Source organism: Dysgonomonas sp. 521, assembly GCF_010501055.1.
Taxonomy (GTDB): Bacteria; Bacteroidota; Bacteroidia; order Bacteroidales; family Dysgonomonadaceae; genus Dysgonomonas.
The window spans coordinates 15,564-40,246 of record NZ_QVMO01000016.1; the positions used below are offsets into that span (position 1 = coordinate 15,564).

At 42.0% G+C, this 24,683-nt stretch carries 22 protein-coding genes; 21 read left to right on the forward strand and 1 reads right to left on the reverse strand.

The features are described 5' to 3' along the window. Nucleotides 1–8 precede the first annotated feature (8 nt). Genes D0T84_RS06935 through D0T84_RS06960 form a run of 6 tightly spaced genes read left to right on the forward strand, consistent with a single transcriptional unit; the run spans nucleotide 9 to nucleotide 6,171 of the window. Entirely contained in the window at nucleotides 9–1,787 is a 1,779-nt protein-coding gene (locus D0T84_RS06935) for a tetratricopeptide repeat protein (protein ID WP_163307156.1), read from the forward strand. After that, nucleotides 1,787–2,632, forward strand: a complete 846-nt coding sequence (locus D0T84_RS06940; protein WP_163307157.1) for a DUF4292 domain-containing protein — start codon at nucleotides 1,787–1,789, stop codon at nucleotides 2,630–2,632. Before D0T84_RS06935 ends, D0T84_RS06940 begins: the two co-directional genes overlap by 1 nt. Continuing rightward, entirely contained in the window at nucleotides 2,629–3,906 is a 1,278-nt protein-coding gene (locus D0T84_RS06945; protein ID WP_163307158.1) for a murein hydrolase activator EnvC, read from the forward strand. The genes D0T84_RS06940 and D0T84_RS06945 overlap by 4 nt, the downstream gene beginning before the upstream one ends. 6 nt (nucleotides 3,907–3,912) lie before the next feature. Further along, nucleotides 3,913–4,653 carry a WxcM-like domain-containing protein gene (locus D0T84_RS06950; protein WP_163307159.1) on the forward strand — a complete coding sequence of 247 codons (741 nt, stop codon included), beginning with the start codon at nucleotides 3,913–3,915 and terminating at the stop codon, nucleotides 4,651–4,653. Next, a complete protein-coding gene (locus D0T84_RS06955) occupies nucleotides 4,643–5,584 on the forward strand; it encodes a GNAT family N-acetyltransferase (protein WP_163307160.1) in 942 nt (313 codons plus the stop codon). The genes D0T84_RS06950 and D0T84_RS06955 overlap by 11 nt, the downstream gene beginning before the upstream one ends. Then, nucleotides 5,581–6,171 carry a hypothetical protein gene (locus D0T84_RS06960; RefSeq protein WP_163307161.1) on the forward strand — a complete coding sequence of 197 codons (591 nt, stop codon included), beginning with the start codon at nucleotides 5,581–5,583 and terminating at the stop codon, nucleotides 6,169–6,171. The genes D0T84_RS06955 and D0T84_RS06960 overlap by 4 nt, the downstream gene beginning before the upstream one ends. A gap of 591 nt (nucleotides 6,172–6,762) precedes the next feature. Here the strand turns inward: D0T84_RS06960 and D0T84_RS22855 are convergent. After that, on the reverse strand, nucleotides 6,763–6,897 hold the full coding sequence (locus tag D0T84_RS22855; protein ID WP_255495242.1) for a hypothetical protein: 135 nt from the start codon (nucleotides 6,895–6,897) through the stop codon (nucleotides 6,763–6,765). Nucleotides 6,898–6,969: 72 nt separating this feature from the next. Here D0T84_RS22855 and D0T84_RS06965 point away from each other — a divergent pair, with 72 nt between their 5' ends. From D0T84_RS06965 to D0T84_RS07030, 15 genes are all read left to right on the forward strand, one after another. Continuing rightward, the gene (locus D0T84_RS06965) at nucleotides 6,970–8,637 is read left to right on the forward strand and encodes an amino acid permease (RefSeq protein ID WP_163307162.1); all 1,668 of its coding nucleotides are present in this window, start codon (nucleotides 6,970–6,972) and stop codon (nucleotides 8,635–8,637) included. 6 nt (nucleotides 8,638–8,643) lie between these two features. Continuing rightward, a complete protein-coding gene (rlmB, locus tag D0T84_RS06970) occupies nucleotides 8,644–9,384 on the forward strand; it encodes a 23S rRNA (guanosine(2251)-2'-O)-methyltransferase RlmB (protein WP_163307163.1) in 741 nt (246 codons plus the stop codon). Then, nucleotides 9,385–9,828, forward strand: coding sequence for an energy transducer TonB (locus D0T84_RS06975; RefSeq protein WP_163307164.1), 444 nt, complete (start codon nucleotides 9,385–9,387; stop codon nucleotides 9,826–9,828). Between the two features lie 12 nt (nucleotides 9,829–9,840). Further along, nucleotides 9,841–10,218: a RidA family protein gene (locus tag D0T84_RS06980; protein WP_163307165.1), complete on the forward strand. Its 378-nt coding sequence runs from the start codon at nucleotides 9,841–9,843 to the stop codon at nucleotides 10,216–10,218. 278 nt (nucleotides 10,219–10,496) lie between these two features. After that, on the forward strand, nucleotides 10,497–11,333 hold the full coding sequence (locus D0T84_RS06985) for a DUF3298 and DUF4163 domain-containing protein (protein ID WP_163307166.1): 837 nt from the start codon (nucleotides 10,497–10,499) through the stop codon (nucleotides 11,331–11,333). 305 nt (nucleotides 11,334–11,638) lie between these two features. Continuing rightward, nucleotides 11,639–12,685, forward strand: a complete 1,047-nt coding sequence (ribD, locus tag D0T84_RS06990; protein ID WP_163307192.1) for a bifunctional diaminohydroxyphosphoribosylaminopyrimidine deaminase/5-amino-6-(5-phosphoribosylamino)uracil reductase RibD — start codon at nucleotides 11,639–11,641, stop codon at nucleotides 12,683–12,685. 93 nt (nucleotides 12,686–12,778) lie between these two features. After that, nucleotides 12,779–14,155, forward strand: a complete 1,377-nt coding sequence (locus D0T84_RS06995; RefSeq protein ID WP_163307167.1) for a DUF6242 domain-containing protein — start codon at nucleotides 12,779–12,781, stop codon at nucleotides 14,153–14,155. A gap of 81 nt (nucleotides 14,156–14,236) precedes the next feature. Then, nucleotides 14,237–14,944, forward strand: coding sequence for a DUF6089 family protein (locus D0T84_RS07000; RefSeq protein WP_163307168.1), 708 nt, complete (start codon nucleotides 14,237–14,239; stop codon nucleotides 14,942–14,944). Nucleotides 14,945–14,962: 18 nt separating this feature from the next. Then, a complete protein-coding gene (locus D0T84_RS07005) occupies nucleotides 14,963–15,712 on the forward strand; it encodes an isoprenyl transferase (protein WP_163307169.1) in 750 nt (249 codons plus the stop codon). A 72-nt stretch (nucleotides 15,713–15,784) separates the two neighbouring features. Continuing rightward, the gene (locus D0T84_RS07010) at nucleotides 15,785–18,466 is read left to right on the forward strand and encodes an outer membrane protein assembly factor (RefSeq protein WP_163307170.1); all 2,682 of its coding nucleotides are present in this window, start codon (nucleotides 15,785–15,787) and stop codon (nucleotides 18,464–18,466) included. A gap of 86 nt (nucleotides 18,467–18,552) precedes the next feature. Next, entirely contained in the window at nucleotides 18,553–19,068 is a 516-nt protein-coding gene (locus D0T84_RS07015; RefSeq protein WP_163307171.1) for an OmpH family outer membrane protein, read from the forward strand. 54 nt (nucleotides 19,069–19,122) lie between these two features. After that, a complete protein-coding gene (locus D0T84_RS07020) occupies nucleotides 19,123–19,629 on the forward strand; it encodes an OmpH family outer membrane protein (protein ID WP_163307172.1) in 507 nt (168 codons plus the stop codon). 872 nt (nucleotides 19,630–20,501) lie between these two features. Further along, nucleotides 20,502–21,785, forward strand: coding sequence for a TonB-dependent receptor (locus D0T84_RS22860; protein WP_255495244.1), 1,284 nt, complete (start codon nucleotides 20,502–20,504; stop codon nucleotides 21,783–21,785). Further along, entirely contained in the window at nucleotides 21,743–23,803 is a 2,061-nt protein-coding gene (locus D0T84_RS22865; RefSeq protein ID WP_255495245.1) for a hypothetical protein, read from the forward strand. Before D0T84_RS22860 ends, D0T84_RS22865 begins: the two co-directional genes overlap by 43 nt. Before the next feature lie 205 nt (nucleotides 23,804–24,008). Further along, complete coding sequence (locus tag D0T84_RS07030) at nucleotides 24,009–24,677, forward strand: 5'-nucleotidase C-terminal domain-containing protein (protein WP_221413123.1); 669 nt, start codon at nucleotides 24,009–24,011, stop codon at nucleotides 24,675–24,677. Nucleotides 24,678–24,683 lie beyond the last annotated feature (6 nt).

Sequence of the window (24,683 nt, forward strand, 5' to 3'; positions counted from 1 at the left end):
CCATTTATATGAAAAAAACAATATATCTTTTTTTTCTTACTCTTTTCTTAACTTCGGGATACTCTAACCTGCTTGCTCAGGCCAAGACCAAAGAGGTCAAAAATACGGCAGGCAGCAAAGACCTCCCGATGGCTAATCTGCCGGCAGACGATAAACGAAAATTCGATTACTACTTCTACGAGGCGATGAATGCCAAATCTGCCGGTAAGTATGACGCCGCATTCGACCTCCTGAAATATTGCCTGGCTATAGACTCCACCAACGCGAATGTTTACTACGAACTGGGAAACTATTACAACTCCTTAGACAGTAAAAACAAGGCTCTGGACTTCTACCGCAAAGCGACCAATTACGATGGGAATAACTTTTACTACAACATGGCTTATGCCGGACTGTGCCTCGAATTTAAGCAATACAGCGATGCGATAGAACAATTCGAAAAACTCCTTGCCGCCAGTCCCGAAAACTCCGAACTGTATGTATATCTCTCCGAAGCTTACAGGATGGACGGAGACATACAAAGCGCTATATCCACCCTCGACAAACTGGAACAGATCGTAGGCCTGAACGACAAAATAAGCCTGCACAAATACCAGCTATATACAATGATAAAGCAGGAAAACAAAGCCTTTGCCGAAATGCAGAAGTATATAGACAAATACCCTAACGAGATAAAATACCAGATACTTCTGGCAAACCTGTATTTGCAGGCCGGCAAAAACGATGAAGCCTATATCGTATACAGCAAGGCAAAATCCATTGATCCGGACGATCCCTACCTGATTTCGTCACTGGCAGAATATTACGAACGTACGAACAATAAAAAAGCCGCCGAAGAAGAATTGCATACAGCATTGATTAGCCCCAAAATGGACATTGACACCAAACTGGCTATACTGGCGCAGTATGTAGGAAGCCTGCAACAAAACAGGCAGGACACACAGGTTGCCAACGCCTTATTCGACTCGCTGATGATTCAGCATCCACAGGAGCCTAAACTGAACCTGATGTATGGCAATCTGCTGATGCTCCAAAACAAAAAAGATGACGCACGGTTCCAGTATCAGGTATTCGCAGATGCCAATCCCACCAATCCCACAGGCTGGGAACAAATGCTGAGTACGACTTTCCCCGACAGCCTCGACGTGTCTATCAAAACATGTAAAGATGCCATTTCGTACATCCCCGACCAACCCCAGTTCTATTTTTATCTGGGAGTATCGGAATACATGAAAGAAAATTACAAAAGCGCCCTCGATGCTCTACAACAAGGAGTAGAATACGTAGATGAAGAGAATACCCCGCTGCTTTCTGACTTTTACGGACAAATAGGCGACCTGTACTACCATCAGGAAATGCTCGACAGCGCTTTCATCACTTACGACAAAGCACTCCGCTACAACCCCAACAACCTGGGCGTACTCAACAACTACAGCTACTTTCTCTCGCTTACGAAGAAAAACCTGGACAAGGCCGAAAAGATGAGCAGTATTACCGTTAAGGCCGAGCCATCCAATCCCACCTATCTTGATACATACGGCTGGGTACTGTTCGAACAGGGAGCCTACACTATGGCGAAGATCTACATAGAGAATGCCATAAAGTACAGTGAGGAGAAAAAAGAAGAGTTAAGCGGCGAGGTGCTTGAGCATTACGGCGATGTCTTATATAAAACCGGAGAACAAGAGAAAGCGCTCGAATACTGGATAAAAGCAAAAGAAAAAGGCGACAGCAAATCGAAAACGCTGGATAAGAAAATTGAAGAAAAAACTTATATATCTGAATAATGAAACGATACTATAAATATATATCACTGCTTTTTATCTTGATTACCCCCCTTATTATCAGCAGTTGTAAATCAAAAAAGACACTGCTTACAGGAGGCACACTAACTGAAAAAGCAAACAAGAATGAAGTTATAACAGACGCACTAAAATCAGAACTTGACTTCCGTACGATAACCACAAAAGGCAGCATCGAATTTAAAGCCGGAAATTCATCACAAAAAGTTCCGGCAGTATTCAAAATAGTAAGGGACAGCATCCTGCAGGCTTCGGTGCGGATACCCATTATAGGAGGAGAAGCCATGCGTATCAATTTCACGCCCGACAGCGTAATTATAATAGACCGCCTGAAAAAGCAATATATGGCCGAACGGTATAAAGACTCGAAACTAGTCGCCGGATTCGACTTCAACTATTACAATCTGCAAGCACTGTTTACCAATAAGATGTTCGTACCCGGAAATAAGACTGTAGAGAATAAGGACTTTGACAAATTTACAGTGACAACGCTCAATGATACATACCTGATGCAAACAAAAGGCAAAAGTGATTTGTTGTATAACTTTGCAGTCGATGCGTCGGACAGAGTAGTATCTACTTCGATAGGCAACGAAAAGAAGAATATATCCATACAGTGGATATATACTAATTTTATCAAGGATAACAACCATGTATATCCGACAAATATGGAAGCAAAGGTAGCTTTTACCAAAAAGCAGGTTAATATAAATATATCATACGACAAACTGGATATAGACAAGGACTTCAATGTAGACAACTCCATTCCTTCAAGATACACTAAGGTTGGATTTACCGATATTATTGGAGCTTACATCAAATTAAAATGAGGAGACTAGTTTTTTTATTCGCGCTGATGATCAGCATTCCCTCTTTTGCCCAAACAGCTAAAATCAAAGAACTGGAGCAGCAGAGGAAAGACGCGCTACGCGAAATATCAAATACCGATCAGTTATTGCGTGACACTAAAAAAACAACTTCGACCCTTTTAGACAGGGTTAAGCTGATCTCCAACCAGATATTTTCCCGCCAAAAAGTACTGGGGCTTCTGGAACAGGAAGTAAACGGTATCTCCGCCGAACAAATAAGAATAGAAAATGAAGTAGCGGCGTTGGAAACCGAACTGAAAGACAAACAAGCCAGTTATGCAAAAGCCATAGACGCTATGCAGCGCAACAGGCAAGGTGAAAACAAGCTTTTGTTCGTTCTGTCCGGAAAATCGCTGACCGAATCGTACCGCAGGATGCGTTACCTGCGCGAATACTCGGAATGGCGCAGCAATCAGGCTGCCGAAATAAAAGAACAGAGCGCGAAACTCAAAGAAAGGAAAGACGCGTTGAACAAAGTAAAATCAGAGAAAATAACATTAATCGGACTTCGCTCTACCGAACAAGAGAACCTCAAAAAAGAAGAAATAAACTATCAGCAGGAAGTAAATGAGGCTCAGAATAAGCAAAAAGACCTCCAGAAAATATTAACCCAAAAGAAGAAGCAAGCCGAAGCCCTCGACAGGCAGATAGCCAAACTCATAGCCGAAGAAGTAGCACGCCAGGAAAGGGAGGCCAGGCGCAAAGCCGAAGAAAAAGCCCGAGCCGAAGCAGCGGATAACAAAACAAGGGTAAGGTCCAGCGACAATAAAACGACAACACGTTCAGAAACCGTTGCCACCGTTACCCCTGAAAATGTCACGCTATCAAACAGCTTTGCCGCCAACAAGGGGAAACTGCCCTATCCTATCTCCGGCAACTATACCATAACCACCCGTTTCGGTACACACCAGCATAGCAAATGGAATGTAACCACATCGAGCAGTGGTATCGACATCAGGTCGCAGGCCGGGGCTGACGCCAGGGCGGTATTCAACGGCGAAGTAACTTATGTAGCCGCTATACCCGGGTACAATACATGTATAATAGTGCGTCACGGCAATTACTATACATTCTACGGAAACATACAGTCTCTATATGTAAAGCAAGGCGATAAGGTAAAAACAGGGCAATCTCTGGGAAAAGTATATACCGACCCCGATACCGGATATTCTCAGATACATTTCCAACTATGGCAAGGAACGAACAAGACGAATCCCGAGCCCTGGCTAAGATAGACGCGTATGGAAAGAGAACGGATGATTGAAATACCGAAAATCACAGACCACAGGGGGAGTCTGTCATTCGCCGAAATAGAACGACACATTCCTTTCCCTGTTTCGCTGGTTTCCCTGAATACCGAAAAAATAGATTTGGAGCAAAGGGAAGAAATAATCATCGCTCTTTCCGGCCAACTGAACATATTGGTTAACGGAAATCATTTTCTTCTAAATCAGCCAGATAAAATACTCTACATACCCCCGTCGGCACACAGGACAATCGAAAACCTGTCGGCAGACGCCATCTACCTGCTCATATCCCCTGACGGGAATAATAGAAATTCAGTAAAACGGAGCACCCCGATACAAAAATACACCATCCGAGATTGCACACCGGCAAAACTCTCCGGCGGGGGAAACCATTCTGTAATTGACAATATCCCTTTCGATATAAAACGTATCTTCTATATATACGGCATCCCTTCCGGCGAGAAGAGGGGAATGCATGCTCATAAGATATGCCACGAAATACTGATAGCCGTCAGTGGCAGCTTTGACGTAGAATTAGACGATGGCACAGACAAGAAAACCGTCACATTGGACAACCCCGCGTACGGGCTTCATGTGCCTCCCGGAATATGGGCTGTAGAAAAAGGTTATTCTCAGGATGCGGTTTGTCTCGTATTCGCTTCGGATAAGTACGATGCGAAAAATTATATAAATTCGTATCCGGAATTCATTAAATACCGTCAGGATGGAAATTAAGATATACACATCTGGAGTCAAAACCGAATGGGATAATTTCGTCCGTGAATCAAAAAACGGCACTTTCCTTTTCTACAGGGACTTTATAGAGTATCACGGAAACCGTTTCAACGATTATTCGCTCCTGTTTTATGAGAAAGGGAAGCTCGTAGCGCTGATGCCCGGACATATAGAGGATAAAGTATTTTATTCCCATCGGGGGCTGACTTACGGAGGGCTTATTATGAACGCTGAAACCAAGGCGAAGGATATTCTGTCCGCTTTCGAATACCTGACAGTAACCTTCCGCCATCAGGGGATAAAAAAAATCGTATACAAAGCAATCCCACATATATATCATTCGCAGCCGGCAGAAGAAGACCTGTATGCGCTATTCCGCTACAAAGCTTCGATAACAGCCTCCAATATTTCGTCTGCTATATACCTGCCTGAAAGGATTAAATATTCGGAACTTCGCAGACGCGGTGTAAAGAAAGCCGCGAAAAATGGATTAACTGTAAGCCGGTCGGAAGATTACGAAGCATTCTGGCCGATATTGAGTGCTAACCTGCTCGAAAGATATGATAAACAGCCGGTACACACATTAGACGAGATCACATATCTGAACAGTAAATTCCCTGATAATATTCACCTGTTTACAGTTCAGGATACACAAAACAAAGTAATTGCGGGTTGCCTCATATTCGAAACACATCAGGTTGCACATATACAGTATATAGCAGCATCGGATGCAGGTAAAGCACAGGGCGCAACCGACCTGCTTGTCGATCATATCGTCAATACTGCCTATCCCGGCAAAAAATACTTCGACTACGGCGTATCCACCGAAAACGGAGGGGAATACCTCAATGAAAGCCTTATTCATCAAAAAGAAGGCTTTGGCGCCAGAGGCATCGTTTACAATACTTACACCATTAATTTGCAAAGATGAATTTCAACTTTTACGCAGAAAAAGAAGATAGGAAAGTCATCCTCGATTTCATTTTCAATGAAACCAACTGGGAGATATATGATTTGTATTCCCAATATGGGGAAAAAATCGAAAAATATACCACAACGGAAGAAGTAGAAAAGAAAATAGAAACGGAGAAACGCTCGGCTCATTTCAATATCTATTCTCCCGACTTCGGAGGAGAGGTTATTTTAAAAAAAATAAATTTAAACCCAAATGCCTGTAACGGACATACATTCCGCTATTCATCCGAGGGCTGGGGGCTTATACAGCTATATTTTGGCAAGGTATGGAATGCACGGCTGGAATATTCTACTATAATGCACAACAGCGAGACACGTGCTCGCAACTGGTATCCGACGTGCCCTGATATGGGCAATCCGGATTTGTGGAACTGGAAAGAAGTGAGCAAAGCCTCGCGAAAATTGTCGAACTTTATAAAAAAAGCTTCATCCCTCAAAATTGGCTCTCAATATGTGATGCCGCAGGCTGAAAAAGAAACGGAGTTAAAAGATATCGATGGATATAAGTTTCTTTATACAAAGGAAGAACAAAGACGAGAATAAAAGTATTAGCTTCTATAACGAACTGAATGTATAAATAAAGTGTTCTTTAAAATTATTCTACGCGCAATCACAGATTGCTTGTGTTCCTTTTGGCCAAAGCCCCAAAAGGAAGGGCAAGCCCGGGAGAGCGCGGCAGGATGAGCTAATGCTAAATGATTTAAACTAAAATAGCTTTTATGCATAAAATTATAGGGCAACCGCATCAAAATGTATATCCTTTGTAGGGACGTTGTAGGGCGAATTGAAAATCGGCCGAGCCAAACATCTTTCACCCGTCATTAAAATTTTGCCGCATAGCGGCCGTCTGTTTGTAGCCCTGTGTGGAAGCACAGGGTGTAAAGTGAAGTAATAAAAATCGGCGCCGCATAGCGGTGCTATATGAAAGGCTCAGGAATGAAAAAGAAGGATTCCCAAGAGGACTAACAGAACACCGCTATGCGGCGTTTTCTTGATTAACTATCTATTTCCCCGCGCTTGCGCACAGGGCTACAAACAGGAAACCGCTATGCGGTATACATTATGAATATCCTACAGGCCTCCAAAAACATGACGCTCAATTTTGGGTTACCCTGTTAAAATTAAGAAACGTCTCTAAGTACATGACAAAATTTTACATCCTGCTGTAGGGGCATCCCCTTGTGGGTGCCCGTAAACGATGACAAGCGGGCAGGGACAAGCCACTGCCCCTACATCGTCTCTAAATTGTGTTTGAATAATTTTTGTCATGTACTGTGGAAACGTCTTATTTATCCACAGAAATTACATGTTGTGAATTAGAAAAACAGAATAAGTTTTAGAATGAATTTAAACTCCTTTATACGAAAGAAAAGTATCGATAGCATCTCCAGAGAAGGCGATTCTATCGGTTCGGGAATGAAACGGGTTTTGGGTGTCAGAGACCTTACCCTCTTTGGTATTGCGGCCATTGTGGGTGCAGGTATCTTTAGCACCATAGGGCGCGCAGCATTTCATGGAGGGCCGGCAGTGTCTCTCCTTTTTGTTTTTGTGGCTATAGCCTGCGTGTTCACCGCACTGTGTTATGCCCAGTTTGCTTCTATGATTTCGGTTAGCGGGAGTGCCTATACATACACCTATGTATCTCTGGGAGAGATATTCGCGTGGGTTATCGGTTGGGCGTTGATACTCGAATATGCGGTTTCTAATATGGTAATTGCCATTTCGTGGTCGGAATATTTCACCACCCTGCTACAAGGCTTCGGTGTCGATTGGCCCGACTGGCTTGCCATCGGCTACTCTACCGCCCACAAGGCATATAATACGGTCCTGCAAGGTGGCGCAGACCTGCCCGCCCATACTTTGCAGGCAGCAGAGACATACCGTAATGCGCCCGAACTGTTCGGCACGAAGATATTGATAAACCTTCCGGCTGGTCTGGTCGTTACAGCCCTCACGTTCCTTGTTTTCTTAGGAATTAAAGAATCGAAGATGGTAAACAACCTGCTTGTTTTCCTCAAGATCGGGATAATCCTTGCCGTTATCCTTATCGGCGCGTTTTTCGTCAAACCCGAAAACTGGTCGCCGTTCGCGCCTAATGGCGTACAAGGCGTACTGGGTGGTGTTGCCGCGGTTTTCTTTGCCTTTATCGGGTTCGACTCCATATCCACCACAGCCGAGGAAAGTAAAAATCCACAAAGGGACATGCCACGCGCCATGCTCTACTGTCTGGGCATCTGTACCGTCCTCTATGTAGCGATAGCCCTTGTACTTACAGGTATGGTCAGCTACAAGGAACTGGGAGTAGACGACCCGTTGGCTTATGTATTCCAACTGGTAGACATGAACTTTGTGGCAGGGGTCATATCATTTACCGCCATTATTGCCATTACAAGCGCTATACTCGTCTTCCAGATAGGGCAGCCCCGTATATGGATGACAATGAGCCGCGACGGACTGCTCTGGCCTAAGTTCGCAAAGATACATCCCAAGTATAAGACCCCTTCGTTTTCTACAATCATCACGGGTGTGCTGGTCTGCATCCCATCCCTGTTTCTCGATATGCAGTTTGTGGTAGACCTTACCAGCGTAGGCACATTCTTCGCCTTCATCCTGGTATGCGCGGGCGTGCTGTTCCTCGACCACAAGGGAGAGAGCAAAAAGGCGAAATTCAAGGTTCCGTATATAAATGGCCAGTATATCATTTTTATTTTACTCGTAGTTGCCGTATATTTGTTCATTAGTAAAACAGATGCTGTTGAGGTTATTACCAGAAAACCCCTGCTGCTCATATTCTGGGCGGTATGGCTGGGATTAGCCATAGCTGCGTTCAAATATAGATTCTCGTTGCTCCCTATCATGGGAATACTGACCAACTTGTATTTGATGACGGAGCTGGGCTGGTCAAACTGGATAATGTTCCTTATATGGCTGGCGATAGGATTAATCATATACCTTGCTTACGGATACAGAAAAAGTAAACTGGCCCGGCAGACAGGGCTAATAAAATAAAACAGGATGAAAGAAAAAGAAATGATTTTCGGCATACGTGCAGTACTGGAGGCGATAGAAGCCGGAAAAGAAATAGATAAAGTAATAGTAAGGCGCGAATTGCAGGGAGACTTGTCTAAAGAGCTGTTTGTTGCCCTCAAAGCAAATGAGATACCTGTGCAACGCGTTCCCAATGAGCGCCTCGACAGGTTTACACGCAAGAACCATCAGGGAGTTATCGCTTTTCTTTCGGCTATTACATACGAACGGATAGAAGATATTGTGCCATTCTTGTACGAAAACGGGAAAGACCCTTTTATCCTTGTACTGGACGGCATTACAGATGTGCGTAACTTCGGGGCTATTGCGCGTACCTGCGAAGTGGCGGGGGTTGATGCCATTGTTATTCCTGTAAAAGGTAGCGTAACCGTGAATGCCGATGCCGTGAAGACTTCAGCCGGGGCATTGCTCAAAATTCCCGTATGTAAAGAGCAGAACCTGACTGATGCTATTCAGTTCCTGAAAAACAGCGGTATCAAAGTAGTTGCAGCCACAGAGCGGGGAGCAGACTTCTATACCGATGTCGATTATTCGGGGCCTGTAGCCTTTGTGATGGGTGCGGAAGACATCGGTGTATCGAATGAAAACCTCCGTATAGCTGATAATCTGGTAAAAATCCCTCAGTTTGGGACAATCGGCTCACTGAATGTATCAGTTGCCGCCGGAGTTTTGATTTATGAAGTGATACGGCAAAAAAACATCAAATAAATGATAAATAAAGTTTTGATATTTGTATTTGCTGTTATATTTCTTCCTCATTTTATATGGGGACAAAATACAATAGGTGCAGATTCTCTGGCTCAGGGAACACAAAAAGAAAAACCATTTGCCGTTGTAGAGCAGATGCCTTCTTTTCCCGGAGGCAATATTGAACTTTATAAATATATAGCTGAAAATTTCAGAATACCTGTTGATGTACAGAGAGAAGAGGGGATATGTACCCGTGTAACCGCGCGTTTTGTAGTAGAGGCAGATGGCTCTATATCCAATATACAAATACTAAGAACTTGTTATGATAAGGCACATAAAGCTTTTATTGATATGATAAAAAGTATGCCTAGATGGATACCCGGAAAACAAAATGGAAAGAATGTAGCTGTTTACTATACATTGCCTATAAACATACGGGTTAAAATAAACGATAATGATTAATACATGAAAATTATGAAAAAAATTATTTCAACCGACAACGCTCCTGCGGCAATAGGACCATACAGCCAGGCTGTGGAAGTAAATGGAATGATATTCCTTTCGGGGCAATTGCCAATCGACCCGGCTACGGGAGATTTCCCTGCTGGTGGCGCCAAAGAACAGACCGAGCAATGCTTCAAAAACATAAAAGCCATATTGGCCGAAGCGGGACTGACAACCGACCATATAGTGAAAACAACAGTCCTGCTGAACGACATAGCGCACTTTGCACCAATGAATGAAGTGTATGCAACACAGTTTGCAGGTACATTCCCTGCACGTTCGGCTTTTGCAGTAAAGGATTTACCGAAAGGCGCGCTTGTAGAAATTGAAGTCATCGCTGCCAGATAATAAAAAATACTATACAATAGAGTTTATATTCAATAAAAGAGTAAGATGCATATTTTTAGGAGTTTTAGTTGCCACGACTTTCAAGTCGTGGATAATAATACAGATAGAAAACGACTTTAGTCAAAACATTTTGGCTAAAGCCATTATCTGATTAGACTATTATCCTCCAGCTAAAGCAGGAGGCAATTAAATCACAGAGAATAAACAATATATAATCTTATTGAATATAAACTCTAATAAGTACTTAATAAATATAAACCCTTTAAAACATACCGGATATGAGAAATCTATTTATACTACTCCTCGCTACAACTTTCATTGCCATATCCAGTAATGGCAAGAGTATGGGAAACACCCCTGACAATGCCTGGAAATTCGATTCCCTGACCGTGTCGAAAAGAGTGTACGTCGACAATGATGAAACAAAAGACGGGATGCTGATCGACCTCAATTTTGTATACCCTGTATCAGTATCGGGTAACCTGAACCTGAAAGAGATTCAAAATATCTTTGCCTGTATTATTGTGGGAAAACCTGATTTTCGGGGAACACCACACGAAGCCATGAACAAAGTACAGGCGGATTATACTGCCGATGCCGAGGAACTTGCCGGCATTCACGCCACCGAAGACTCCGATTTCCCTCACTTCTCCAATTATGAATACAACAGGTCCAGCAAAATAAGTATGGAAACAGAATCTTTGGTTACCGCTTCCATATACGACTATACCTATACAGGCGGAGCACATGGTTTATATGGAGTAAGTTACTACAATATAGACAAGAAAACAGGAACCCTGATAAAAGAAGAACAGCTGTTCGTGCCGGGTTATAAGGATAAACTCGCGGTATTAATACAAAATGAGATAAGCAGGAGAAATAATCTGCATGACGACGAAGAAGAAATCGGGCTTCTGGTCGATTTGCAAGACGTAGGACCGAATGATAACTTCTACTTTGGCAACGAAGGCATAGTTTATGTATATAACATTTACGAAATTACCCCATATGCACAGGGAATAGTAGAGATCACAATACCATACGATCAAGTGACCCCGCTGGTCAACAAACCGTATTTGTCCGTCATCCGTAATCTGAGACAGGAACTAAAATAAAATATGATAAAATATTTTGGAGAAATTTAAACAGGCTCTAAGAGTCTGTTTAAATTTTATAGCAAATCTTTTTTATAGTTATTTTTAGATGGATTTTATCATTTTTGCTAGCCGAACCAACGGTCAGCGGAGCTAATTAGCGGGCTAAACCAAGAGTAAAAAGGGGAAAATACGCTAAAAAGAACATAAAAAAATTGCTAAGAACTATTGACCTGAACCTGTAATAAAAATTTTCGCTAAAATTTAAACAGGCTCTAAAATAACCTTGATAAATTTGCGTTTCTCTTTTGAAGAAACCCAAAAGAATGATTGTTGACGAAAAATATATGTATCGCTGCCTGCGACTGGCCACCAACGGAAAAGGATTTGTTAGTCCTAACCCAATGGTAGGGGCAGTGGTAGTCTATGACGGAAAGATCATAGGCGAAGGATTCCACCACGAATATGGCAAAGCACACGCCGAAGTGAACGCCATTGCCAGTGTGAAAGACAAATCCCTGCTGAAAGAATCTACAATATATGTTTCGCTGGAGCCTTGTGCTCATCATGGAAAAACCCCGCCTTGCGCACAATTGATCATCGACAATCAAATCCCCCGTGTAGTCATCGCCTGTCTCGATCCTTTTCCCTCCGTATCGGGACGTGGTGCGAAAATGCTGCAAGATGCCGGGATAGAAGTAGCTATCGGCGTACTGGAACAGGAAGCGCTGGCTCTGAATAAAGAGTTCTTTACAGCACAAAAAAAGGACAGGCCATATATATACCTGAAATGGGCGCAAACCAAAGACGGCTTTATAGATAAAGCCCGCCCCGAAGGAGAAACTCCCCAGCCGACTCCTATATCCAACGATTTCTTCCGGATGCTTGTACATAAAAAGAGGGCGAGAGTTCCCGCCATTATGATAGGGACCAACACCGCAGTGAAAGACAATCCGTCACTTACAACACGGTATTGGTATGGCAAAAACCCGGTACGGGTAATCCTCGACAGGCAGGGACGTATACCTCAGGACTATACCATCTTCGACGGTAACGTTGAAACGATCATATTCACTGAAAAAGAACCATTATCCGACATTAAAAACGTGACCTGCATACAGGTTCCCTTCGATGAGGATTTGCTGTACAACGTATTTGCAACATTAAAGAAACGGAAAATTATTTCCATACTTGTAGAAGGAGGCCGTGAATTGCTCCAAAGCATTATCGACAAACGATTATGGGACGAGGCATTCATCGAAATTTCAGACATTACATTCGGTGACGGAGTAAGGGCGCCCATTATAGCCGGACATATATTGAATGAGTGGAAATGGGAAGCATCCAGACACGTTCATATACGTTTAGCATAACTATAAAATTATATAAATATTAGATTTATTGACGTGTAAGCCGAAATTCTTTCTATTTTTGCACATTGATATTGAATAAAACTGTTTAAACTAATGAAATTGAAGCAAATTTCTCAACTATTATTCGCAATATTCTCGATAGTTACACTCGGCTCGTGTAATGATGATTCTACAACGACTACGGTAGGGGCTTCCGCTGATGCCCAGATTTATGCTTTTAAGTTATCGGCAACAGCCGTAAACGCAATAGACTCTGTGAATTATCCGATAATGGCAAAGACCAAATTCTCGATAGATCAGTTCAGGACACTCATCTACAACCCTGATTCATTGCCATATAAAACAAAACTAAAGAAATTTGCCGCATCCATTACATATTCCTCATCAGGCACATACAAGCTTCAATTAGTTTATCCCGATTCTATAGCCGACTGGAACGGTACCGACTCTATCGATTTTTCAACAAATCCAAAAATCAGGGTAACCGCCGCGAATGGGATTAACACCCGGGAATATACAATAAATATAAGGGTACACAAGGTAGACCCGGACACCCTGATATGGAATAATATCGGATCGCAGCCAACTACCGTGGGCAAGCAAAAAACACTGCTGAAAGATGCTACCTTCCATACATTCTCTATCGATGCCGACGGAAAATTATATCTGTATAAGGCTGCAAAATCAAACACCCTTACCTGGGCAAAACAAGCTGTAGCAACAGGGCTTACCGCTTCATCTATCGATCTGGGAAGTATAACCCTTTTCGACAATACATTCTATGCTATAAGCAATACTAAACAAGCATACAGCTCTACCGACGGAATTAGCTGGGCTGCCCTGAATGATAACGTACATGCCATATTCGGAATCTTGCCTGCTGCAAATGCAAGCGACGACTCCCTTCTGGTTGCGACAAAGGTAGATGGCAAGTATTACTTTGCAACGACGGTGGATATGAAAGACTTAAACGTAGTAGAAAATATAAGCAGTGATCCGTTGTCAAATGAAATAGTAGGCGATTTCCCTGCCTCAGGGTTCTCATCAGTGACTATCTACAACAGAACGAACGTGAACGCTAATATGCTGACGATTACAGGTGGAAATGACTTTAATGGTAATTCGACAAACCTTACATGGTCGTTACGCGCAGGAGAAAACAAACTGGAAGTCATATCCAATCAGAATAACAAGCTATTTTCAGCAAATATGGGAATCAGCACTTTCCTTTACGATGGCTACCTGTTTGCGCTGACAAAAAATGTATTATACAAAACAACCAGCGCCGGAGCGAAATGGGTTGTTGCCCCGTCAAAAGAAGCGTTGGACTCCAATGTTCCGAAAGCATACGGGCAATCGATCATCGTAGACGAAGAAAATTATATATGGATATTCGGAGGAATGTCCAGTTCGGGCTCAATCCCTGTGCGTCAAATCTGGAGAGGCCGGCTCAACCATCTTATCCCTTAACTGCTGAATGTTTAAAATCAACAGTTTGCATACTTATTGTCTTACTTTTGCGTTAGATAGATATTGAATAACAGATTTATAATGAGAAAAGAGAAACAAATATTAGCTTTTATACTTACTGCTATCTCTCTCTTCTCGTCTATAGCTGTCAGGGCACAGGATGACTACAAGTACGAAATAGGCGGAATGGCAGGAACATCTTTTTATATGGGAGATGCCAACAAAACAAAACTGTATCAGGATCCGGGCTTATCGGCCGGCGTTGTTTTCAGATACAACAAGGATTTGCGATGGTCTGTGAAAAGTAATTTTGTGATCGGGCATGTTTCAGGAGATACTAAAAATTCGGGGAATAAATTCCCGTTCGACCAACAAGCCTCCTTCAGCAGGATGTTTTATGAGCTGGGAAGCCAGATTGAGTTTAATTTTTTCAATTACAGTGATAAGTTTGGCTATTTAGGGGCAAAGCGTATGACTCCGTATGTTTTCACTGGCGTAGGACTAACATTCGGTTCGGGGAAAAAAACATTTTTAGATGCCAATATCCCTATAGGTATCGGCCTGAAATATAAGATGAAAGACCGGCTGAATATAGGATTTGAATTCTCGTTCCGTAAACTGTTCAGTGACTCGTTTGATGTAACTGAAAAAAACGGACAGTTCGACCTGGATAGCCCTTACAATATAAAAGGCAGTATATTCAAAAATAATGACTGGTACTCCCTCACTATGTTTACCATAACATGGGACTTTGGGGCAAGGATATGCCCTTGTTTAAATTCTGATTAATTTAAAAACAAATAATAGATGTCATATTTTGACCAAATAGACAAAAGTAGAATACCCCAGCATATAGCTGTTATCATGGACGGTAACGGACGTTGGGCAAAGCGTCAAAATCTGGACCGTTCTTTTGGACACAAGGAAGGGATAGTAGCGGTACGCAGGGCTATCGAGGCCGCGGCCAAGGCTCAAATATCCTACATTACGCTTTACACATTTTCTACCGAAAACTGGAAAAGACCGGAAGAAGAGGTAAAAGCCCTCATGGCTCTGATGATACAAGCTGTAGCTAGTGAGACCCCCGATCTTATAAAAAATAATATACGGGTCAAAGTAATCGGAGAAATAGACCGTCTGCCGGATGACACGAAGAAGGCGCTTGACCTTTGCCTGGAACAAACATCCATCTGTACCGGCACCACCGTTATTCTGGCTCTGAGCTACTCCTCGAAGTGGGAGATAACCGAAGCCATGAGAGAAATAGCAGCAGATGTGAAATCAGGAAAGATAAACATTGACGATATTGAAGAGTCATTAATACCTCAATATTTATCAACAAAGGGAATTCCAGACCCTGATATACTGATAAGAACCGGAGGAGAGCTGCGGATAAGTAATTTCCTGCTTTGGCAAATTGCCTATTCGGAACTTTATTTTACTGACGAACTCTGGCCTGAATTTAATGAAGACTCATTATACAAGGCCGTTCTGGATTTTCAGAACAGGGAACGCCGTTTTGGAAAGACCAGTGAGCAGGTGTCCAACAATTCATAGGACACGATCACTACCCAAACGCCTTTTTAACACTAATATAAATATTTTTCGATAATAATTCCAGACCAAAATATGTTCAATAAAGGTTTATTCTTTCTTACCATCTTCCTTTGCTCTATTTTCATCGGAGTACAGGCTCAGGAAACAGACAGCACCGAAATAAAAAATGTAAACAAGGCTCTTGAAGCCAATGTGCAGGATTTGCCTGTAATATCATACAACTCCAGCAAACGGTATGAAATAGCAGACCTGAAAATCAGCGGGCTGGTGAATCCTATGTATGAGGATTATACATTGTTTGGCTTCGCACAGCTACAGGTAGGCGATGTGATCGAAATACCGGGCCCTGAGATTACCAATGCTGTACGCCGGTTCTGGAAACAAGGACTATTTTCCGACATTAAGATTGCTGCCACAAAGATAGAGGATGATAAAATATGGCTGGATATATACCTGAAGGAAAGGCCTCGTATATCCGATATTGTATATACGGGAATGAAAAAATCGGAAAAGCAAGACATCGCGGCAAAGGTAGGCATGGTCAAAAACCTACAGATAACCCCTTACCAGATGGATCGGGCAAAGACTATTATCAAAAAATATTTTGACGAAAAAGGGTTCAACAAAGCCGAAATAAGTCTATCCGAAACCCCCGATTTATCGAAAGAAAATCATGTAATACTCAATATAGACGTTGTAAAGAAAAACAAAACGAAAGTAAACAGGATTACAATAGAAGGCAACGAAGAAGTTACTGCCAGAGCTCTGGAAAAAGCAATGAAAAAGACCAGGCACAAAAGCAACTTTAAGTCTTGGTTAGCCAACTTCTTACGTTCGACTAAATATGTTCCGGAAAGCTACGAAGAGGATAAAGAAAACCTGATATCGAAATACAATGAGTTAGGATACCGTGACGCTACCATAGTATGGGATACCGTTTATACAGCGGAAGCCGAAAACAAGCCTGACAAAGTAAATATAGAGATCAAAGTAGATGAAGGGCAGAAATACTACATCAAAGACATAAAATGGGTAGGTAATACCATATACCAGACATGGCAGCTGCAAACACAGCTAAACATGAAGCCCGGCGATGTATACAACCAGAAGAAGCTGACAGAGCGCTTGCTGGTGGACGATGGTGCCGTAATGAATACATTCTATCAGAATCACGGTTATCTGTTCTCTAATGCCGACCCGGTAGAAGTAAACATAGAAAATGACTCTATCGATCTCGAGATACGTATTACCGAAGGGCCTGTAGCCACAATCCGGCGGGTATCCATATCGGGGAATGACCGTGTATACGAAGATGTGGTACGCCGCGAACTCAGGATAAGGCCGGGTGCGCTATATAGCCGCGACGACATTATCCGTTCGATCCGCGAAGTAGCCCAGATGGGACACTTCGATGCCGAACAATTGAGTAATCCGAAGATTGATCCCGATCCGGAATCAGGAACAGTAGACATAGGCTTGCCTCTGGTATCTAAAGCTAACGACCAGGTTGAATTTTCTGCCGGTTGGGGACAAACGGGTATCATCGGTAAGTTGAGTTTAAAATTCACGAACTTCTCATTGAAAAACCTGTTTAATCCGGGTTCTTACAAGGGTATCATACCACAGGGAGAAGGACAAACGCTGACTTTAAGCGCCCAGACGAACGCAAAATATTACCAATCATATTCCGTATCATTCGTAGACCCTTGGTTTGGAGGTAAGCGTCCTAATTCACTATCGGTAGGAGCATACTATTCACGCCAGACAGACATCAACAGCAATTATATCAATAACTCTTACGGATACGGGTACGGGTACGGATATGGCTATGGATATGGTGGTTACGGCGGTTACGGCAGCGGATACGGAGATTACAGTATTGCCTCCGACCCGAATAAATCTATAACGATGATTGGGGTATCTGTGGGGTATGGTAAGCGCTTGTCATGGCCCGACGACTATTTCTTCGCACAGGCCGAACTGTCTTACCAACGGTATAGCATGAAAGACTGGGCATACTTCATCGTAAAAGACGGGGTAGCAAACAACCTGAGCCTTAACCTGTCGTTGAACAGACGCTCGATAGATAATCCGATATATACCCGCCGCGGTACGGATATGTCCCTGAGCTTGCAGATAACACCTCCATTCTCGCTGTGGGACGGCAAAGACTATGCAAACATGCCGAAGGTTGATAATTACTACGAATCCAGCGAGAAGTTTAAATGGATAGAATATCATAAATGGAAATTCAAAGCGAAGACTTATACATCTTTAGCTTCCGTTACCAAAACCCCGGTTTTGATGACCCGTGCCGAATACGGTTTTGTAGGGTATTTCAACAAAAACAAAAAGTCTCCGTTCGAAACATTCTATATGGGGGGCGACGGTATGTCGGGATATTCAAGCACCTACGCTACCGAAACCATCGGACTGCGCGGATATGAAAACGGATCGTTGGGTACTCAGGCCAGCGCGTATACACGGCTTGCCCTTGAGTTAAGATACCCGCTGATACTCGAACCATCGTCTACAATATATTTATTAGGATTTGTAGAAGCAGGTAATGCATGGAATGATATAAATAAATTCAATCCGTTCGACCTGAAACGTTCTGCCGGATTTGGAGCACGTATCATGTTACCGATGATCGGACTTATGGGTATAGACTGGGCTTACGGATTCGACCCTATCAACGGTTCGCGCGACAGTAGCGGAAGCCAGTTCCACTTCATTATCGGACAAGAGTTCTAATGTATTTAACATTATTTACGAACAGGCTAATAAACTAAAATGTTAACTGTGTGTCTAATACTTATAACACATTTAAATTTACAGTTATGAAAAGAATATTTTTACTATTTGCTCTATTTATCAGTATCGCGGCCGGCAGCTATGCTCAAAAGTTTGCATTGATAGATATGGATTATATATTAAAGAATATCAGTACCTACGAAACAGCCCAGGAACAGCTGAATGTGATGTCGAAAAAATGGCAGGGCGAAGTAGATAAAGTGCAACAGGAAGTAAAGAACATGTACAAATCCTATCAGTCGGATTTAGTTTTCTTATCTGCCGACCAAAAGACCAAAAGGGAAAATGAGATTGTAGAAAAAGAAAAAAGCCTGCAAGAACTAAACCGTAAATATTTTGGGCCCGAAGGCGAACTGTTCAAAAAAAGAGAAGCCTTGATAAAGCCTATTCAGGACGACATCTATACGGCAATAAAAGAAATCTCCGAAGCCAAAGGATATCAGCTTGTACTGGACAGGGCATCTGCCGAAAGTGTTATTTTTGCTTCTCCGAGGATCGATATAAGTAATGAAGTTTTATCAAAACTCGGATATTCAAAATAATTATTTATATTTGTCTCCTAAATAACGAATAACTAATTAAATTAACTTATAACTATGTTGAAAAAACTATTTTTATTGCTACTTGTCGTTGCGCCTCTTGCTATGTTTGCACAGGATAAGTTTGCATACGTGAATGCAGAAGAGGTTTTCTCTAAGATGCCGGAACTAAAGGATGTAGAATCCAAACTAGCTACAAAAAGTGAATCTATAAGAAAAAATGCAGCAGCAATAGAGGAAGAGTATAATAACAAAGTGAAAGCTTTCCAAAATACTCCTACCGACAGTTTGACCGAAGCAATCGTAGTGGACAGACAAAAGCAACTGGAAGATTTGCAGACAAGATACCAGACTTTCTTGCAAACAAGCCAGCAAGAATATGAAAAAGAGCAACAGACTCTGATCACCCCTTTGCAGGAAAAACTAAGAAAAGCAATCAATGATGTAGGCAGCGAAAACAGCTATACTTATATTCTGAATGCCGGAGCATTACTTTATGTAAACCCTTCATCAGCGGTAGATGCTGGCCCTAAAGTTAAAGCTAAATTAGGCATCACTAATTGATAGTTTATAAATCTATATATATTTGAAAAATCCGGATTCTTATCCGGATTTTTTTTGTTATAAACCGGCTACTATTTCTTCGAAATATGTAACATGGTACAGAAAGATTTATCTTATATAAAGCTCTTTGACATACTATCGAGTCTTTATACTTTATACTTCCAAATTGGTAATTCTATAAAATATTGGAAGAAAATCCGTATAACGAGATCCAACGGTGTGCCGTCAGACACGCAATATTGAATAGATTCACATTCCGTCCGTTACAGGACGGCTATCAGCAACCCATATTCTTTTTTTACCAATATGCTGTCTCTGACAGGATATCGGTATTATCCGCATTAATCGTTATAAAGCAGGAAAAGCTATGAGAAAAAAGTAACAGATAGAACAATAAAATTACTGTCACTTTTGTCACTTTTGTCACTTTTTAATAGTTCAAAATGGCCTGAACCTAGTCAAATAACCTCCATCGTATCCACCGAGTAATATCAAAAAGGCTAAATAAAAAGACATATAAAGCACATTTTCCCTAATAGCAATTGTTAAAAAATCATTTAGATACAATCTGGCATATTCTGGCTGTTTTTTGTTTAAAAAGCAAGAAAAGTTACCTTTACTACATAGCGGCACAATAAATAGCATATACATAAAAATCTGTATTAAAGAGAATTACAATCTCCACTGCATTCTTTTATCGCATGTATTCTTTTTTTATAAAAACTTTAACTACTTTTCAACAAGTTCTTAACATAAGTGAATAAAATTGGTGTTATATTTGTATGGTGTTAAAAAATATAACCTTTCATTCGTTATAAAAAAGGTTTATATAAAAAGCGCATTTATTATTCACTGTTTAAAATTGCTTTCCTATGGCAAAAAAGTTACTTTTCCTGTTTTTCTGTTTATGTTTCACTCACTCTTTATTAGCACAGGTTACTACATCTACACTAAGTGGACGTGTAGAAGCTAATAGTGAGTCTTTGATTGGTGCAACCGTAACTGCGATTCACGAACCTTCGGGGACCAGATACGGAATCATGACAAATGCTGACGGTCGTTATACAATACAAGGTATGAGGACAGGAGGACCCTACACCGTTGAGGTTAGTTTCATCGGCTTTAATAAATATGTAGTGAAAGATGTTACATTGCAGCTGGGGGAAACCACTGTCATCAATGCCGACCTGAAAGAATCCGTATCCACAGACCTCGACGAGGTAGTAGTATATGGTAATAGCAGCAAGTTTGCAGGCGAAAAGAAAGGTGCTACAACAAACATCTCCAACAGCCAGCTTACTATGTTACCCACTATTTCGAGGAGTATTACTGATTTTACCCGCTTATCACCTTATTCCGGAGCAGGATTTTCATTTGGAGGCCGTGACGGACGTATGAATAATGTGACTATAGACGGTGCTAATTTTAACAACAACTTCGGGTTAGGTTCAAACAACCTTCCGGGTGGAGATGCACAGCCGATTTCTCTGGACGCCATAGAAGAAGTACAGGTCACAATCGCTCCTTACGATGTGCGCCAGGCAAACTTTACAGGAGCCGGTATCAATGCCATTACAAAGAGTGGTACCAATACCTTTAAAGGGACAGCTTATACTTATCAGCGTAACGAAAATATGAGAGGTACATGGGTTGACGGCGAACAGATAGCCACAATGAAAAGTTCGACAGAACTATATGGAGCCAGCTTAGGTGGCGCCATTATCAAAAACAAACTGTTCTTCTTCGTTAACGGCGAATATGAAAACACTCCTCAGGAAATCACCAACTGGAGAGCCTCTGAAGATGGCATAGCAAGCTCTGCAAAATATCTTTCCAGAACGAAAATATCCGATATGGAAGATGTGTCTAAATACCTGATGGATAAATACAATTATAACACAGGAGGATACAACAGCTACCCGGGAGCCAGCAAAAACCATAAACTAATGGCTCGTTTAGACTGGAATATCAATGATATACATAAACTGACTGTCCGCTATAACTATGTGAAAAGTACGAACGACCAGATAGTAAACGCTTCCAGCGCGCCAAATCCAAGAGCATCGTCGAACCGTATGGGAACGCTCAACAATGCTCTAACGGTCTTAGTTCTATGGCTTTTAAGAATACTAACTATATGTTCGACAACCGTGTAACATCATGGACAGCCGAGTTGAAATCCAATTTTAGTTCTACCATGTCGAACCAGTTACTTGGCACATATACTAAAATCAGAGATTTACGCAATTCCAATTCCGATTATTTCCCGATGATAGATATATGGCAGGATGGCAATATATACATGGCTGCCGGTTATGAATTGTTCTCATATAACAATGGGGTGAAAAACGATGTATACACCATTACCGACAACTTTAGCCTATACCTCGGGAAACATAGTATAACAGCCGGATTGAGTTACGAATATCAGAAATTCACAAACTCGTTTATGCGCTACGGTACAGGATATTACAGATACAACAGCCTGGAAGACTTCTATAACGACAGCCCGTCGGTTTACGCATTATCATACGGGTACGGAGGCAAGAAAGATCCTGCGTCGAAACTAGATTTCGCCCAGTTCTCAGCCTACTTGCAAGACCAGTTTACCCCAATACAGGGATTGACTATCACAGCAGGATTGCGTATGGACTTACCGATGTATGTCAACGATTTGGAAGAGAACAAAGCCATTACAGAGCTTACTTTTGTCAACGGCACAAAACTGGATACAGGGATATGGCCTTCGACTAAAGTATTATTATCGCCACGCCTCGGCTTCCTGTGGGACGTAAAAGGCGACAAGTCGGTAGTGGTTCGCGGAGGTACGGGTATCTTTACCGGCCGCCTTCCATTCGTATTCTTTACCAATATGCCTACCAACAGCGGTATGTTGCAGAATATGGTAGAAATAACAGATGCCGAAAGCCTTGCCAAAATAAAGTTGACAAACAATCCTCAGGATGTGATGAAGGCTCTTCCTGATAAATTCCCTCAGCAAGCCGCCGAAAAGGCTCCGGGCTCTATCGCCGCAATTGATAAAGACTTCAAATTGCCCCAGACATGGAAAAGCAATATCGCTGTTGACTATCAGGTTCCAACATCATTCCCGTTATCATTTACATTCGAAGCGATATATTCAAAAGACATAAACCAAATCATCCAAAAGAATGTGAATGTTATTTCGTTAGATGATGCAAGTATGAAAAAATTCAATGGGCCGGACAACCGCTATTTCTATCCCGGAAGAAACGCCTCAAGAATCAACGGCGATATATCTGAAGCTATGCTGCTTAGCAATACAAGTAAAGGATATAACTATTCATTAAGCCTTATGGCAAATCTGGAGCCAATAAACAACCTGAGAATAATGGCCGCATATACGCATACCATGTCTAAAGACCTGTCGGGCAACCCCGGCGACCAGGCCGCATCTGCATGGGGAAATACTCCTTCGGTAAACGGCCCTAACGATTTGAAGTTATATAATTCCCAATACCGTACTCCAAATAAGGTTGTTGCTTCGGTAAGCTATAATGTAGATTATAACAAACATCACGGGACTACTTTCGGGGTGTACTATTCAGGTTATAACTCAGGCTCATTCTCGTATGGCTACTCTGGCGATATGAATCAGGATGGTATTTCAAATGACCTGATCTACATACCAAAGACCAAAGACGAACTGACCTTCGTTGACAAAACCGTGAAAGTAGGTACCAACGAGTATAAGTTCACAGCAGACCAACAAAGAGAAGCCTTCTGGGCATTTATCAATCAGGATGGCTACCTCAAAAAACACAAAGGGAAATATGCAGAAAGCTATGGCGCACTGAATCCTTGGTATCACCGTATCGACCTGAAAATAGTTGAAAGCTACAATTTCTATGTAAGAGGACGCAAAAACACAGTGCAATTGAGCTTCGACATACTAAATCTACCAAACCTTATCAACAGCAAGTGGGGCGCACTGAAAACGACTCAGCTAACCACTACCAGCGGATTGAGCAGGATTCTTGAATATAAGGGCGTTGACGAAAATAATACCCCTAAATATACGATGAACCACATTACAAAAGATGGCGAGCCTATTCTACCGGAAACAACATTCCAGAAGAATAAATCATTGTCAAGCACATGGCAGATGCAAATCGGAGTACGCTATATTTTCTAAAGGAAAATGAAAATATGAGGTAACCCTCAACAGTTAAAAAAGTCATAAAGGGGATTATTTAATAAAAGCCTTTATGACTTTTTCAGTTATAAATGTCTTATATTTGAAAGAGATAAAATACATGTTCATGAAAAGATATTACATCTGTCTGATTTCAATTATAATATTCGCCTCCTGCTCAAAACACCAGTATATAGTCACATCTATGAAGGGAGAATATATCCCCGTAAAGGAAACCTCCCACCCCGACAAAGATATGGCTGAAATGGTCAACAGCTACAAAAAGCTGCTCGACGAACGCATGGGGGAAGTCATCGGACATTCAACCCAACTGATGGACATAGGCATACCCGAAAGCCTGCTCACAAATTTCACATCTGATGTAATGTATCAGCTGGATGGCTCATATACAAACGGTAAACACATCGATTTCTCCATAATGAACGTGCATGGGCACAGGGCTCCCCTGCCCGAAGGAGATATCACGCTGGGAGATATATTCAGCACCTACTCTTTCGAAAATGAATTGGTACTGGTATACCTCAGGGGGAACTACCTCACGGATATATTCAATGCCTATGCGCGAAGAGGCGGAGCGGGAATATCCGGCAACGTAAAACTCACCATAAAGGATAAGAAGCTGGCAGACGCCAAAATAGATGGCAAGCCGATAGATAACAATAAGATATATACGATTGTCACACTGGACTACCTCGCCGAGGGGAATGACGCCATGGACGCTTTGAAGAACGCAGAATCGTCAACTCCCATAGGCCTCACTCTCCGCGATTATATCTTGAACTATATCAGGAAAGAAACGCGGGAAGGCAGGGATATCTCATCAAAACTAGATGGGCGGATAACCATTCGGTGACCACAA